14 protein-coding genes are annotated in these 13,733 nt (G+C 66.8%); 4 read left to right on the top strand and 10 right to left on the bottom strand.

Annotated elements, in window-relative coordinates; all coding sequences use genetic code 11:
- Positions 1-220 precede the first annotated feature (220 nt).
- Genes LGM42_RS15105 through LGM42_RS15120 form a run of 4 tightly spaced genes read right to left on the bottom strand, consistent with a single transcriptional unit; the run spans position 221 to position 3,503 of the window.
- Complete coding sequence (locus LGM42_RS15105; protein ID WP_059573963.1) at positions 221-1,261, bottom strand: GlxA family transcriptional regulator; 1,041 nt, start codon at positions 1,259-1,261, stop codon at positions 221-223.
- A 21-nt stretch (positions 1,262-1,282) separates the two neighbouring features.
- Positions 1,283-2,083 carry an ABC transporter ATP-binding protein gene (locus tag LGM42_RS15110; protein ID WP_006488736.1) on the bottom strand — a complete coding sequence of 267 codons (801 nt, stop codon included), beginning with the start codon at positions 2,081-2,083 and terminating at the stop codon, positions 1,283-1,285.
- A 20-nt stretch (positions 2,084-2,103) separates the two neighbouring features.
- The gene (locus tag LGM42_RS15115; RefSeq protein WP_059573964.1) at positions 2,104-2,817 is read right to left on the bottom strand and encodes an ABC transporter permease; all 714 of its coding nucleotides are present in this window, start codon (positions 2,815-2,817) and stop codon (positions 2,104-2,106) included.
- A complete protein-coding gene (locus LGM42_RS15120; protein ID WP_006488734.1) occupies positions 2,814-3,503 on the bottom strand; it encodes an ABC transporter permease in 690 nt (229 codons plus the stop codon). Before LGM42_RS15120 ends, LGM42_RS15115 begins: the two co-directional genes overlap by 4 nt.
- A gap of 397 nt (positions 3,504-3,900) precedes the next feature.
- Here LGM42_RS15120 and LGM42_RS15125 point away from each other — a divergent pair, with 397 nt between their 5' ends.
- Together LGM42_RS15125 and LGM42_RS15130 are read left to right on the top strand one after the other, a co-directional pair.
- Complete coding sequence (locus tag LGM42_RS15125; RefSeq protein ID WP_059573965.1) at positions 3,901-4,197, top strand: BrnT family toxin; 297 nt, start codon at positions 3,901-3,903, stop codon at positions 4,195-4,197.
- Positions 4,181-4,477 carry a BrnA antitoxin family protein gene (locus LGM42_RS15130; RefSeq protein WP_027783976.1) on the top strand — a complete coding sequence of 99 codons (297 nt, stop codon included), beginning with the start codon at positions 4,181-4,183 and terminating at the stop codon, positions 4,475-4,477. Before LGM42_RS15125 ends, LGM42_RS15130 begins: the two co-directional genes overlap by 17 nt.
- Positions 4,478-4,480: 3 nt before the next feature.
- Here the strand turns inward: LGM42_RS15130 and LGM42_RS15135 are convergent, their stop codons facing one another.
- From LGM42_RS15135 to hpnI, 5 genes are all read right to left on the bottom strand, one after another.
- Positions 4,481-5,035 carry an outer membrane protein assembly factor BamE gene (locus tag LGM42_RS15135; protein ID WP_226232597.1) on the bottom strand — a complete coding sequence of 185 codons (555 nt, stop codon included), beginning with the start codon at positions 5,033-5,035 and terminating at the stop codon, positions 4,481-4,483.
- 88 nt (positions 5,036-5,123) lie between these two features.
- The gene (locus tag LGM42_RS15140; protein WP_226232598.1) at positions 5,124-6,173 is read right to left on the bottom strand and encodes a lysylphosphatidylglycerol synthase domain-containing protein; all 1,050 of its coding nucleotides are present in this window, start codon (positions 6,171-6,173) and stop codon (positions 5,124-5,126) included.
- Complete coding sequence (hpnK, locus tag LGM42_RS15145; protein ID WP_226232599.1) at positions 6,170-7,054, bottom strand: hopanoid biosynthesis-associated protein HpnK; 885 nt, start codon at positions 7,052-7,054, stop codon at positions 6,170-6,172. Before hpnK ends, LGM42_RS15140 begins: the two co-directional genes overlap by 4 nt.
- A 3-nt stretch (positions 7,055-7,057) precedes the next feature.
- On the bottom strand, positions 7,058-8,500 hold the full coding sequence (gene hpnJ / locus LGM42_RS15150; RefSeq protein WP_306532324.1) for a hopanoid biosynthesis associated radical SAM protein HpnJ: 1,443 nt from the start codon (positions 8,498-8,500) through the stop codon (positions 7,058-7,060).
- Between the two features lie 135 nt (positions 8,501-8,635).
- Positions 8,636-9,811, bottom strand: a complete 1,176-nt coding sequence (hpnI, locus tag LGM42_RS15155; protein ID WP_226232600.1) for a bacteriohopanetetrol glucosamine biosynthesis glycosyltransferase HpnI — start codon at positions 9,809-9,811, stop codon at positions 8,636-8,638.
- 637 nt (positions 9,812-10,448) lie between these two features.
- On the opposite strand from hpnI, the gene LGM42_RS15160 reads away from it, so the two are divergent.
- Positions 10,449-11,447 carry an LLM class flavin-dependent oxidoreductase gene (locus tag LGM42_RS15160; RefSeq protein WP_226232601.1) on the top strand — a complete coding sequence of 333 codons (999 nt, stop codon included), beginning with the start codon at positions 10,449-10,451 and terminating at the stop codon, positions 11,445-11,447.
- A gap of 36 nt (positions 11,448-11,483) precedes the next feature.
- On the opposite strand, the gene LGM42_RS15165 is transcribed toward LGM42_RS15160, so the two are convergent.
- Positions 11,484-12,545: an alpha/beta fold hydrolase gene (locus LGM42_RS15165; RefSeq protein WP_226232602.1), complete on the bottom strand. Its 1,062-nt coding sequence runs from the start codon at positions 12,543-12,545 to the stop codon at positions 11,484-11,486.
- Positions 12,546-12,729: 184 nt separating this feature from the next.
- On the opposite strand from LGM42_RS15165, the gene pdxY reads away from it, so the two are divergent.
- Complete coding sequence (gene pdxY, locus LGM42_RS15170; RefSeq protein WP_060313304.1) at positions 12,730-13,590, top strand: pyridoxal kinase PdxY; 861 nt, start codon at positions 12,730-12,732, stop codon at positions 13,588-13,590.
- Positions 13,591-13,733 lie beyond the last annotated feature (143 nt).

Here is a 13,733-nt window from a genome sequence, read left to right on the forward strand (position 1 = left end):
AAGTGGACGGGTTCCCGGCACGATTGGAAGAGCGCCATGACTCAGTTCGCACTGCTTTACCCAGAACGATTCAACATTGGAGTCTGAATCTCAACCCGCCTCACACACTAAATTCCGGATACCTCCCCGCTGCCCCGCGCAGGGGCGACGCTAATAGACCGACACGATCACAGGTACTTCACGAGAGAGCAAACCGCACGACCGCTCACCACCCCGAACATCACCCCTTCTCGCGCTCGACGAGCGCCCCTCCACGAGGTTCACTGCCGCCGCCAGTCTGCTTCTCGAGCCACGCTCGCCGATCTTCCCGAGGCGTGACTCCGAACCTTTCGCGGTAAGCGTTAGAGAAATGCGCGGCAGAAGAGAACCCACAAGCGAGAGAAACCTGAACGACCGACTTGCTGGTCCGCTGCAACTGCGTCCGAGCCTTGAGCAGGCGAAGATTGAGGTAATACTTCGAGGGCATCGCCCCGAGATACTGCCGAAAGAGCCGCTCCAGTTGCCGGCGTGAAACGCCGACGAGCCCGGCGATCTCATCGGTCGTCAACGGATCTTCGATATTGGCTTCCATCAACAGCAAAGCATCATTCAACCGAGGATGTCGCTCGCCGGGCGCGGTAACAAAAGGAATCCGCTGCCGCTCCTCGCCGCTGCGCAGCGTGCCGGCCCCAAGCGCATCGGCAATCCGCTCCGCGAGGTCCGCCCCATGTTCGCGGCCGATCATGGCCAGCATGAAATCGACGGTCGCCTGCCCACCGGCGCAGGTCGCCCGATCGCGATCGATCTCGAAGATCTGCTGCGTGACGATCGACCGCTCGAACTGCTCGGCGAACTGCTGATACGTCTCCCAGTTCACGCTCACGCGATACCCGGAAAGCTGCCCCGCCATCGCCAGCCACCACACGCCGTGATGAATGCCGGTCACGACCGGCGTGCGCTGCCCGACCCGCGCGAGACTCGCGAGAAACAACCGATAATCGGCAAACTGCTGAAACCGCTCCGACACGACGATCAACCAGTCGCACGCGATCGCATCGTTGAACGCCGCATCGGCATGCCACTGCGCGCCGCCCGCGAGCGGCACCGGCCGCCCATCCCACGAACACACCTGCCAACGGTACAAAAGCCGCCCGTCGATCTCGTTCGCGAGATTCAGCGCATCGACGATCGGCCCCACGCCCGACATCGACACGGGCGGCAATGCAACGATCGCCACCTGCGTCGTGCGGGTGGCGCCTGCGGGACGAGACACCGGTACCACGTTGAAACCCGCCCTGTCGCGTTACTTGAGGCTGCCCGACAGGAACTGCTTGAGCCGCTCGCTCTGCGGACGCACCAGCACCTCCTTCGGATCGCCCTCTTCCTCGGTCCGCCCCTGATGCAGGAACATCACGTGGTTCGACACGTTGCGCGCGAATCCCATCTCGTGCGTGACGACGATCATCGTGCGGCCTTCCTCGGCCAGCTTCTGCATCACCTTCAGCACTTCGCCCACCAGCTCCGGATCGAGCGCGGAAGTCGGCTCGTCGAACAGCATCACGTCAGGATGCATCGCCAGCGCCCGCGCAATCGCCACGCGCTGCTGCTGGCCGCCCGACAAATGCGACGGATACTGCTTCTCGACGCGCGGCGGCAAACCGACCTTCTCCAGATACTCGCGCGCACGCTCCTCGGCTTCCTTCTTCGAAATGCCGAGCACGTGCACGGGCGCCTCCATCACGTTCTCGAGCACGTTCATGTGCGCCCACAGGTTGAAGTGCTGGAACACCATCGCGAGCTTCGTGCGGATCCGCTGCAACTGCTTGTGATCGGCGACTTCGAGCGCGCCGGCGCGGTCGGTCTTCGTGCGCACGGCCTCGCCGTCGACGACGATCTGCCCCGCATTCGGCCGCTCGAGGAAATTGATGCAGCGCAGGAACGTGCTCTTGCCCGACCCGCTCGCGCCGATGATGCTGATGACGTCGCCGGCCTTCGCGTTCAGCGACACGCCCTTGAGCACCTCGTTGTCGCCGTAGCGCTTGTGGATATCGACCGCGGCAAGCTTGACGGAAGCGGACGCGCTCGTTTGAGTGATCTCGGCCAACTGGCTCTCCTCGAAGTAATTCAGTGACGGGCGGCCGCGAGATACGCGAGCCAGTGGCGCTCCGCGCGGCGAAACGCCGCGACGAGTGCGAACGATACCGCAAGATAGATCAGCGCGGCGATCCCGAATGACTGGAACGCCATGTAGGTCGCGGAATTGGCGTCGCGCGCGACCTTCAGGATGTCCGGCACGGTCGCCGTGAACGCGACGGTCGTCGCGTGCAGCATCAGGATCACCTCGTTGCTGTACAGCGGCAGCGCACGGCGCAGCGCCGACGGCAGGATCACGCGGCGGTACATCGTGAACGGCGACATCCCGTACGCGCGCGCCGCCTCAACCTCTCCATGCGGAATCGCACGGATCGCTCCGGCGAAGATCTCGGTGGTGTACGCGCAGGTGTTCAGCGCGAACGCGAGGATCGCGCAGTTGAAACCGCTGCGGAAAAACGCGTCGAGCAGCGAGTGCGAGCGCACGAACTCGAGGCTGTACATGCCCGTGTACATCAGCAGCAGCTGCACGTAGAGCGGCGTGCCGCGAAACACGTACGTGTAGAACCGCACGGGCGTCGACACCCACTTGTTCCTCGACACGCGCGCGACCGCGAGCGGCACCGCGCACACGAAGCCGAGCGAAATCGATGCGACGAGCAGCCACAGCGTGACCGCGAGGCCGGACAGGCGCTGGCCGTCCCAGAAAAGGAACGCCTTGCCGAATTCCTGGAGGATCTCGATCATAGTTCTGCGTGCCGCACGCCCATGGAATAACGCTTCTCGAGCTGGATCAGCACGAGGTTGGAAACGGTCGTGATCGCAAGGTAGATCAGCGCCGCGACGAGGATGAAGAAGAACATGTTGAACGTGCTCTTGCCGGCGTCCTGCGCGGCCTTCACGACGTCCGCGAGACCGATGATCGACACCAGCGCGGTCGCCTTCACGAGCACCTGCCAGTTGTTGCCGATGCCCGGCAGCGCGAAGCGCATCATCTGCGGAAACATGATCCGCGCGAACACGCGCGCGCCGCTCATCCCGTAAGCCGCACCGGCTTCGAGCTGGCCGCGCGGCACAGACAGGAACGCGCCGCGAAACGTCTCGGTGAAGTACGCGCCGTAGATGAAGCCGAGCGTCAGCACGCCGGCCACGAACGGATCGATGTCGATCTGGTTCCAGCCGACGAGGTCGGTGAACTGGTTCAGCCAGATCTGGATGCTATAGAACAGCAGCAGCATCAGCACAAGATCGGGCACCGAGCGGATCAGCGTCGTATAACCGGTCGCGATCGCTCGCAGCACCCGGTTGTGCGACAGCTTCGCCACCGCGCCGATCAGCCCCAGCGCCACCGCGGTGGCGAGCGACAGCACCGACAGCTCGATGGTCTGCACGGTGCCGGCCCAGAGGACGGGACCAAAGCCGTAAAGGAACACGCGCGTCTCCAGAGTTGAATGAATGCCGACGCGCATGCCTGTCCCGCGCCGGAGTGACGCGGATAGTCGCAAGCGAAATTATTTGCCTCAAATCACCATGCGCGCGATTGCTGCGTCGCAACAATTCGTCCCACCATTTCTGCGCACGACCTACGCCGCTGTTTCAAAAGGAAAAAAACCGCTCCCTGACAGTCGGATGACATGCCGGGAAGCGGTTTTTTTGCAATTTTCCGGTCGCTTTTTCGATATAGCGCCGGACTGGCCATCGGGCCGAATGGGCAGGTCGGGACACACGCCACACAATCGCTTGCTCATGCCCGCGACGCGCTGCGCGCCGATCCGATGTCACTCGTGGCGGCCTCTACTTTTCGCATCCACAAAAATAGCTTGCCACTTCATGTTTTCGCATCCACAATTAGTCGAAATTCCGTTCGTTTTCGACGACGCCAAGGATCTGTCGAACCGGCTGAAACACGGCATCTCGCTACGAATGGCGGAATTTGCCGAGTGGGAAGCCGTGCGCGCGTGGCCGGATACCCGCCGGGACTACGGCGAGGCGCGCTGGATCTGTCTGGTGCCGATCGGCCCGCGCCTCTACACGGCGATCGTCGTCCCGCGCGGCCGCACGCTGCGTGTCGTCAGCCTGCGAAAGGCCAACAACCGAGAGATGATTCGATATGAAGAAGGCCGTTAAATTCATCCGCAACACGCCCGAGGAAGAAGCGGCGATCGCGCGCGGCATCGCCGCCGATCCGGACGCCCATGAACTCAGCGACGAAGAAATCGACGCGATGGAGCCGTTCGTCGAGGTCGTCGCGAAGAAGTTCGGGCGCCCGAAGCTCGAGCACCCGAAGGAACAGGTCAGCATTCGCTACGACGCGGACATCCTCGCCGCGTTTCGGGCCGACGGCCCCGGCTGGCAGACGCGCATGAACGACGCGCTGCGCGACTGGCTGAAGAAGCGCCGCGCGTGAGCGTCACCGCCCTTTCAGGATGTCGGAGCGCGAAGTCGTGTAGACGAGCCCGTCCGGGCCGAAATGGACGTTGAAGAACGCGTCGGTGTTGACGCCGTCCTCGAGCCAGCGCCAGCTCCAGACCGTCTCCGGCTTCAGCGGATACTGCGCGATGTCGCCGGGCTTGCCGAGCAGGCGCCGCACCTCGTCCTCGTCCATCCCCGGGCGCACTTTCGCGAAATTCTCGGCGGTCAGCACCTGCGTCGCGCCCGTGTAGCGCCCGTTCGCATCGAGATCGACGAACCAGGTCTGGTTGCCCATCGGGCCGCGCGGATATTCGAGACGCTTCGAGCCGTCGGTGAACGTGCGCTCGGTCTCGGGCTTGCCCATCGTGCCGCGCACGTCGGCCTCGGTCGATTCGCCGGCCTTCAGCCCCTTCAGCAGCAGCGGCGCGGGCTTGATCGCGTTGAAGAAATCCCTGATACGTTGCACGTCGAGATGGCCCTGGTCGTCGCAACCGGTGAGCGCCAGCGCGGCGGCCAGCATCGTCACGGAAAGCAGCCGGAAACGGAAAATCATCGGAAGAATGGCGCGTGGAGAAAACACGCGGCAAGGATACCCGCGCGACGCCAAAAGCGCGAGACGGGCCGCCCGGGCCGTCCGCTGTTCAATGCGTCGTTTCGGTTTCCGTCCGGGTTTCGGGCGCCCGATTCGCCGGCGCCGTCGCGCGCGGCCCGGCCGGCGGCGCGCCCAGGCGGCGGCGCGTGCGCACCAGCTCGGCAAGCTGCCACGAGCCGAGCGCGAGGCAGCCGAACAGCACCTCGCGGCCGCGCTTGACCACCGCGAGCGACAGCGCCGTCTCGCGGTCGACGCCGAACATCTGCGCGAGCAGCACGACGGTCGCCTCCTGCACGCCGAGCCCGCCCGGCACCATGAACGCCGCATGCCGCACGGCCTGCGTCATCGCCTCGATCGCGATCGCGCCGCCGATCGACACCGGGTGGCCGAGCAGCGCGAGCGCCCAGTAGATCTCGAGCGCGCCGAGCACGTAGCCGGCCAGTTGCCAGAAGAACGCGCTGAACAGCAGGCCCGTGCGCGACATCAGCGAATCGATGTCGGCGTCGAGCCGGCGGCCGTCAACGCCCTGCAGCAGCCGGTGCGAATCGCCGAGCAGGCGGCCCGCGAAACGCTCGATCGCATGGAAGATGCCGCCGCGCCGCATCAGCACCACGCCGAGCACCGGCAACGGCAGCGTCAGCAGCAGCGCGAGGCCGATCGTGCCGCCGCCTATGTTGTCGGTCGTCGCGAGCAGCAGCACGAGGCCGAGCGCCGCGAACGCATACTGGACGACGATCGTCACGAGCACTTCGACGATCACCGACGCGGTCACACGGCTCGCGTCGGGCACCTGCCAGCGCGCGAGCCGGATGCCGACGATCTCGCCGCCGATGCCGACCACCGGCAGCAGCCGGTTCACCGCCTCGCGCACGGTCGCGATCCACCACAGGAACGGTAGCGAGCCGCGCCGGTCGAGCAGCTGGTGCCATGCGTACGCATCGAGCAACAGCGGCAGCGCGTGGAACGGCACGAGCCACAGCAGCGCGTAGCCGGCGCGCGCGAGCATCTGCGATACGTCATCGACGCCCTCGTGCAGCCCCAGCGCGAGCAGGATGCCGATGCCGATCGGCCAGCCGAGCCACTTGATCCACTTGCTCATGACGGCTGCGCTCCCGCTGCGCGCGACGCGTGCGGGCCGCGCCGCGCCGCAGGCCCGCCGAACACGTCGGCGAAGCCGCCGGTCGCGACGCCCGCCGCCTTCAGCGCGGCCGCGACGCGCGGCGACAGCAGCGCATCGAGTTCGTCGACCGGGCGATAGCCGGCCATCGTCGGCGTGATCGGGCCATCGCCCGCTTCGGCCGGATGGCAGTAGATCTCGCCGACGCCCGGCGGCAGCTTCGCGAGCGCGTCGAGCAGCACGGCCTCGTCCATCGCGCCCGTATGCTCGATGCCGACCACGTAGTCGTTGTGCGCGAGCCCCGCGCGGTCGAGCCGCGCGCGCACCAGCGCGATCCACGGCTTCAGCAGCGCGGGCGCGCTCGTTTCGTACGGCAGCCGTACCGCGCGCAGCCCGTAGTCGCGGCCGATCTCGACGATCATCGACAGCACGGTCGGATGCAGGTGGAAATGCTTGTGCGCGTTCACGTGGTCGAGCGGCAGGCCGCTCGCCGCGAACGCGTCGAACTGCGCACGGATTTCCCGGCGCAGTTGCGCGCGCACGTGCGGCAGGAAGAAGAAGCGACAACCGTCCTTCGCCATCGCGTCGCCGAAGCGCCCGTCGGGCCCGACGAGCGCGGGAATCTCATGCGCGGGCAGCGTGGCCGGCCCGTCCGCGAGCACCAGATGCAGCCCGACTGCGAGCGACGGCAGTCGCCGCGCGCGCTCGATCGCATCCTGCGCGGCGGGTGCGCCGACCATCAGGCTCGCGGCGTTCAGCACGCCGTCGCGGTGCGCGCGCTCGACCGCCGCGTTGACGCGCGGGTGCAGCCCGAAGTCGTCCGCGGTGAAGATCAGCGCCCGCGCCGCCCGCTGCGTCGCCACGGATCAGGCCTCGTGCGCGCGCAGGAAGCGGAAGAACTCGACGCCTTCGCGCAGGCGCCGCTTCATCATGTCCCAGCTCGTCAGCATCTCGCGCACGATTTCCCAGATCTTCGACGGACGGAAGTAAAACTCGCGATAGAACTGTTCGAGGTGGTGATAGATCTCGTCGCGCGACAGGTGCGCATAGCCGATCGCCGCGAGCTGCACGCCCTCCTTGCTGACGAGGTTGATCGTCTTGTTCTCTTCCATCCAGCCGTTTTCGACGGCCTGCTTGTACAGCGTCGTGCCCGGATACGGTGCGGCGAGCGACACCTGGATCGTGTGCGGATTGATTTCCTTCGCGTACTCGATCGTCTTCTTGATGGTTTCCTTCGTCTCGCCCGGCAGCCCGAGGATGAAGGTGCCGTGGATCTTGATGCCGAGCTTCTTGCAGTCCGCGCTGAAGCGGCGCGCGAAATCGGTGCGCACACCCTTCTTGATGTTCACGAGGATCTGGTCGTCGCCCGATTCGAAGCCGACCAGCAGCAGGCGCAAGCCGTTTTCCTTCATGATCTTCAGCGACTTGTACGGCACGTTGGCCTTCGCGTTGCACGACCAGGTCATGCCGAGCTTGCCCAGGCCGATCGCGATGGCTTCGGCGCGCGGCAGATCGTCGGTGAAGGTGTCGTCATCGAACATCAGCTCCTTCACTTCCGGCATGTTGTCGCGGATCCACTTCGCTTCCGCGAGCACGTTCTCGACCGAGCGCGTGCGGTAGCGATGCCCGCTGACCGTCTGCGGCCACAGGCAGAACGTGCAGCGCGACTTGCAGCCGCGGCCCGTGTAGATCGACACGTACGGATAGTTCAGGTAGCCGATGAAGTAGTTGTCGATCTTCAGGTCGCGCTTGTAGACGGGCGCGACGAACGGCAGTTCGTCCATGTTCTCGAGGATCGGACGCGCTTCGTTGTGCTCGATCGAGCCGTCCTTCGCGCGCCAGCTCAAGCCCTTGATCTCGGCGAACGGCTTGCCTTCGGCGAGCTCCTTGCAGGTGTAGTCGAATTCCTCGCGGCACACGAAGTCGATGGCGTCGCTCGCCGTGAGCGAGTTGTGCGGATCGACCATCACCTTCGCGCCCACCATGCCGACCAGCATCGACGGCTTCATCTTCTTCAGATCCTGCGCGAACATCGCGTCGGTCGGGAACGACGGCGTGCTCGTGTGGATGATCACGAGGTCGTAGTCGTTGGCGATCTTCAGCGTTTCCTCGACCGACAGGCCGTCGGCCGGCGCGTCGACGACGCGGCTGCCCGGCACGAGCGCGGCCGGCTGCGCGAGCCAGGTCGGATACCAGAAGGAACGGATTTCGCGCTTCGCCTGATAGCGCGAGCCGGCTCCGCCGTCGAAGCCGTCATACGAAGGGGCCTGCAAGAACAGCGTTTTCATGAATGCTCCGGTAGCCTGCATAGTTCGTTTCGTTACAACGATTCAGTCAAAAAATCCGCGGGCCGCCATGCCGGCGCCCGCCTCTTCGTCATGTCGCGCCGCGCGGCTGCGCCCTGCGACGCGTGTCGGCCCGCGGGCCGGGTCCGATCGCCAGCCCTAGCGGCCGTCCACTGCTTCCACGGCCGCCGTCGCGCGTTCGCCGCCGACGACCGTCATCCTCGCGCCGCGCCACACGACATGGGTGCCGAACACGGCCGCGAGCCACTCCAGCGCGAGCAGCGTGTCGCGCACCGCGACGAGCGGCAGGTCGCGCCAGAACGCGCGCCAGCCGTCCTCGCCGCGCGCGTGCAGCACGAGCCGCCCGAATGCGCCGAGCGCGGCCGCCCCGCCCGCCAGCGTGCCGGCGAAGGTGCCGTCGAGGCGCCACGCGAGCGCCGCGCCGATCGCGAGCCACGGCGCGGTAAACGTGATGAACAGGAACGCGAAGCCGGCCGGGTTCAGCGAACGGATCGTACGCAGCCAGCGCGTCTCGCGGCGCCACAGCGGCCCGAACGACGGTTCGATCACGTCGGTCGCGACCTCGACCTCGGACAGCACGGTGCGCCGCCCGAGCCGACGCGGCAGCTCGGCCAGCCAGAAATCGTCTGCCAGTTCGTCCTTCAGTGCGAAGAGGCCGCCGATCCGCTCGAGCGTGTCGCGCGTGAGCGCGAGCGTCGCGCCGAAGCCGAAGCGGCTCGAGCGGCCGAGGTGCGTGATGCGCACCGACGGCGCGAACCAGGCGTCGACGAACTGCGCGCCGATCCGCGTCCAGAAGCCGCCGACGCTGCGCGCATGATACAGGCACGTGACGACCCCGACCGACGTGTCGGCGAGCGGCGCCGTCACGCGCTCCAGATAGTCGGGCTGCACCGCGATGTCGCTGTCCGCGATCACGATGCGTCCGTATTTCGCGCGCTCGGCGAGATTGATCAGGTTGCTGACCTTCAGGTTCTTGCCGTGCACGCGCGCGTCGACCACGAGCGTGATGTCGCACGCCGGATGAGCGGCGCGCAGCCGCTCGACGACGGCGATGGCCGGATCGCCCGGCGATGCGACGCCGAACAGCACCTCGTAGCAAGGGTGGCGCTGCGTGCAGAAGGTCGCGAGGTTGTCGTACAGGTGCGGCTCCGCGCCGCACAACGGCTTCAGCACGCTGACCGGCTCGAAGCCGTCGCGCACCGCCGTGCGCGGCGTGCGCGGCCGCGGCGCGAAGGCCGCGACGAGCGCGTAGCCGGCCGCGGCGAGCGTGAACGCGATCAGGAGCCAGTCGAGCAGCGTGACGATCGGCGTCATGCGCGACGCCTCCCGGCGACCTGGGCGCCATGGCAAACGCTCGAGCGTGATTGAACGTGATGCGGTATTCCGACTACGACGAACGCGGGCACGACCCGACTCCTTGTTCCTGCAGCGTCTGTAATGGGGGAGGCACGACCCGTCGTTCGGGTGCGGCCATGCCCGGCTTCGCGTGGCGTATCCCCGTGCAGCGCCCGGGCGGCATGCGGGAAGACTCGAATGGCTCCATCGGCACAAGATGGGCAGGCGCCGGATTTTAACAGTCCGCGCCCCCCGGCGCTCGGCGTTCCGGGAAACGGACTAGTGCAATTCCAGCAAAGCTGAGCGGTCGACGAACCCGATCGGCCCGGCCACGTTCACGTTAGCGTAAGTACTTTGCAGGCGTATTGCAGTCTTTAAAATCAGACATTTCGTGCAAATTTGTATGTCGATGCGGTTTCATTTCCAATCGCCGTAAAGTTTGGTAATTAACCAGCGATTAGATTGATTTTTGCAACGATCATCGCAAGGAACCCTGCGTCCCTGTAAGGCGCATGGGTATGCGCGCGCCGCCAGCACGTTCCGGAACCCTTTGGCAAAATCGTTGGCGTTTGTTGCGTCAGCGCATCACCACGCCACCCGTTTCGAAGGTCTTCCGATGACACCGTTTTCCGTACTCGATCTCGCCCCCATCCCGGCCGGCGCCGACGCCTCGCAAGCGTTCCGCAACACCGTCGATCTCGCGCAGCACGCGGAACGCTGGGGCTACCGGCGCTACTGGCTGGCCGAGCATCACAACATGCCGGGCATCGCGAGCGCGGCCACCGCCATCGTGATCGGCCACGTCGCGGGCGCCACGCGCACGATCCGGGTCGGCTCGGGCGGCATCATGCTGCCGAACCATGCGCCGCTCGTGATCGCCGAACAGTTCGGCACCCTCGCGTCGCTGTATCCCGGGCGCATCGACCTCGGCCTCGGCCGCGCGCCCGGCACCGACCAGACCACGTCGCGCGCGCTGCGCCGCGACCTGATCGGCAGCGCGGATTCGTTTCCGGACGACGTCGCGGAGCTGCAGCGCTACTTCGCGGAGCCGGTGCCCGGCCAGCGCGTGCGGGCGGTGCCCGGCGCGGGGCTCGACGTCCCGGTGTGGCTGCTCGGTTCGAGCCTGTTCAGCGCGCAGCTCGCGGCGATGCTCGGGCTGCCGTTCGCGTTCGCGTCGCACTTCGCGCCGGATTACCTGATGCGCGCGCTCGAGATCTATCGCGCGCAGTACCGGCCGTCGGCCGCGTGGCCGAAGCCGCATGCGATGGTGGGCGTCAACGTGTTCGCGGCCGAGACCGACGACGAGGCACGGCGCCTGTTCACGTCGCTGCAGCAGCAGTTCATCAACCTGCGGCGCGGCACGCCGGGCAAGCTGCCGCCGCCCGTCGACGTGCTCGAGGCGAACGAACTCGAACTCGCGACCGTCTCGCATTCGCTGTCGTTCGCGGCGGTCGGCTCGCGCGACACGGTGCGCGACAAGCTGCGCGAGCGCATCGCGCAGACGGGCGCCGACGAGCTGATCATCACCGCGCAGATCTACGATCACGCCGCGCGGCTGCGCTCGTTCGAACTGGCCGCGCAGATCCGCGACGAGCTCGCGAACGAGGCAGGCTGACCGCCCGACGGCGCGCGGCCGGCGGCCTGCTCCGCGTCACTGCGGGCGCACGGCCTCCAGCCCGTCGAGCAGCGCCTTGTGGAACGCGTCGGGGTCCTGGATCTGCGGCGCGTGCCCGAGCGCCGGGAATTCGACGAGCTGCGCGCCGGGAATCGCGGCCTGCGCGCGCTTCGCGAGCTCCGGATAGCGGCCGAGCTTCGCATGCACGTCGGGCGGCGCGGCGTCCTTGCCGATCGCGGTCGTGTCCTTGTCGCCGATCATCAACAGCGTCGGCACGCGGATCGCGCCGAATTCGTAGACCACCGGCTGCGTGAAGATCATGTCGTAGATCAGCGCGGAGTTCCACGCGACCGCGTCGCGGCCGGCGCCGCGATACATCCCGGCGAGCATCTGCACCCAGCGCTCGTACGACGGCGACCACTTGCCCGCATAGTAGGTCGCCTGCTCGTAGCGGCGGATGCTGTCGGCCGTGGTCTTCTGCTCGCGCGCATACCAGTAGTCGACCGACAGCGGCGGCACGCCGAGCGCCTTCCAGTCCTCGAGGCCGATCGGGTTCACGAGCACGAGCTGGTCGGTCGCCTTCGGATACATCAGCGCGTAGCGGACCGCGAGCATCCCGCCCGTCGAATGGCCGATGATCGTCGCCGACTTCACGCCGACCGATTCGAGCAGCGCGTGCGTGTTGCGCGCGAGTTGCTGGAAGCTGTACTGGTAGCGCTCGGGCTTCGACGACTTGCAGAAACCGATCTGGTCCGGCGCGATCACGCGATAGCCGGCGCGGCTCAGCACGTCGATCGTGTCTTCCCAGGTCGCCGCGCAGAAGTTCTTGCCGTGCAGCAGCACGACGGTGCGGCCGTTCGGGTGCGCGGGCTGCACGTCGAGGTACGCCATCTCGAGGGTTTCCCGCTGCGACACGAACGCGTACGCGTGCACGGGCGCCGGATACGCAAACCCTTCCAGCCGCGGGCCGTACGCGGGCCCGTCGTTGGCGGCGGGCGTCGCGGCAACGCCCGCAACGGGCAGCGCGCACGCGGCGGCGGCGCTCGCGCCGAGCACCGCGGCGCGCGCGACGGACAACATCTTGCAAATCGAAAGCATGGCGATCACGGTGATGAGGGACGCGCGCGGGCCGCCGAAGTGCAACGGGGCGGGCTCGCGCCCCGCGATTCTACGCGCTCGCGTGACGACGGCGCGCAACACTCCGGGGCCGCGCGACTTCCGCGCGTATGACGAACTCGGGTATCGTGTGACGTGACCCTGAAACGCGTGCAGGCGAATTCCCATGAAAAACGTCCTCAGCATTCAGTCGCACGTCATCTACGGCCATGCCGGCAACAGTGCGGCCGTGTTCCCGATGCAGCGCCTCGGCGTCAACGTCTGGCCGCTCAACACCGTCCAGTTGTCGAATCACATGCAGTACGGCCACTGGGCCGGCAGCGCGATCGATGCCGCGAAGATGGAACAGCTCGTCGACGGCATCGCCGCCATCGGCGCGCTCAAGCGTTGCGACGCGGTGCTGTCCGGCTTCCTCGGCTCGCCGCCACAGGCGCGCGCGGCGGTCGAGATCGTGCGCTCGGTGAAGGCGATGAATCCGAACGCGTGGTACTTCTGCGATCCGGCGATGGGCCAGACGGGCGGCATCCGGCCCGAGCCGGGCGTCGAGGAATTCATCGTCCAGGAGGTGCCCGCGCTCGCCGACGGCATGTCGCCGAACCACACCGAACTGCAGAAGCTCGCCGGGCGGCGCATCGAGACCGTCGCCGAAGCCGTCGACGCCTGCCGCGCGCTGATCCGCCGCGGCCCGCAGATCATCCTCGTCAAGCACCTGCACGACCGCAACAGCCCGGCCGACCGTTTCAACATGCTCGCCGTCACCGAAACCGAAGCGTGGATCGGCCAGCGGCCGCTGTATGCGTTTCCGCGCCACCCGGTCGGCGTCGGCGACCTCACCAGCGCGATCTTCGTCGCGTGCCGGCTGCGCGGCGACTCCGTGCGCGCCGCGTTCGAACACACGCTCGCGGCCGTGCATGCGGTCGTGAAGGCCACCTACGACGCACGCCGTTACGAACTCGAACTCGTCGCCGCGCAGGACGAGATCGCCCGCCCGAGCGAATGGTTCGGCGCGTGGGTGACCGACGCCTGACGCGCCGGCACCGCGTTGCGCTGCTCCGCCGCGCTGCTTTCCTGCTTTCCCCGTTACACCACGACCGCCGGCGATGCGCATCCCGATACCGGTTCGCCGTCCATGCAAACGTTTCCGGACTTCACATGAATGACACCGATTCC

The sequence above is a fragment of the Burkholderia sp. AU39826 genome (assembly GCF_020419965.1).
Taxonomy (GTDB): Bacteria; Pseudomonadota; Gammaproteobacteria; order Burkholderiales; family Burkholderiaceae; genus Burkholderia; species Burkholderia semiarida.

What these genes read in the sequence shown, in the direction of transcription:
- LGM42_RS15115 (WP_059573964.1), bottom strand. Translation starts at nt 2,817, where the DNA reads ATGATCGAGATCCTCCAGGAATTCGGCAAGGCGTTCCTTTTCTGGGAC.
- LGM42_RS15125 (WP_059573965.1), top strand. Translation starts at nt 3,901, where the DNA reads ATGTTTTCGCATCCACAATTAGTCGAAATTCCGTTCGTTTTCGACGAC.
- LGM42_RS15130 (WP_027783976.1), top strand. Translation starts at nt 4,181, where the DNA reads ATGAAGAAGGCCGTTAAATTCATCCGCAACACGCCCGAGGAAGAAGCG.
- LGM42_RS15135 (WP_226232597.1), bottom strand. Translation starts at nt 5,035, where the DNA reads ATGATTTTCCGTTTCCGGCTGCTTTCCGTGACGATGCTGGCCGCCGCG.
- LGM42_RS15140 (WP_226232598.1), bottom strand. Translation starts at nt 6,173, where the DNA reads ATGAGCAAGTGGATCAAGTGGCTCGGCTGGCCGATCGGCATCGGCATC.
- hpnJ (WP_306532324.1), bottom strand. Translation starts at nt 8,500, where the DNA reads ATGCAGGCTACCGGAGCATTCATGAAAACGCTGTTCTTGCAGGCCCCT.
- hpnI (WP_226232600.1), bottom strand. Translation starts at nt 9,811, where the DNA reads ATGACGCCGATCGTCACGCTGCTCGACTGGCTCCTGATCGCGTTCACG.
- LGM42_RS15160 (WP_226232601.1), top strand. Translation starts at nt 10,449, where the DNA reads ATGACACCGTTTTCCGTACTCGATCTCGCCCCCATCCCGGCCGGCGCC.
- LGM42_RS15165 (WP_226232602.1), bottom strand. Translation starts at nt 12,545, where the DNA reads ATGCTTTCGATTTGCAAGATGTTGTCCGTCGCGCGCGCCGCGGTGCTC.
- pdxY (WP_060313304.1), top strand. Translation starts at nt 12,730, where the DNA reads ATGAAAAACGTCCTCAGCATTCAGTCGCACGTCATCTACGGCCATGCC.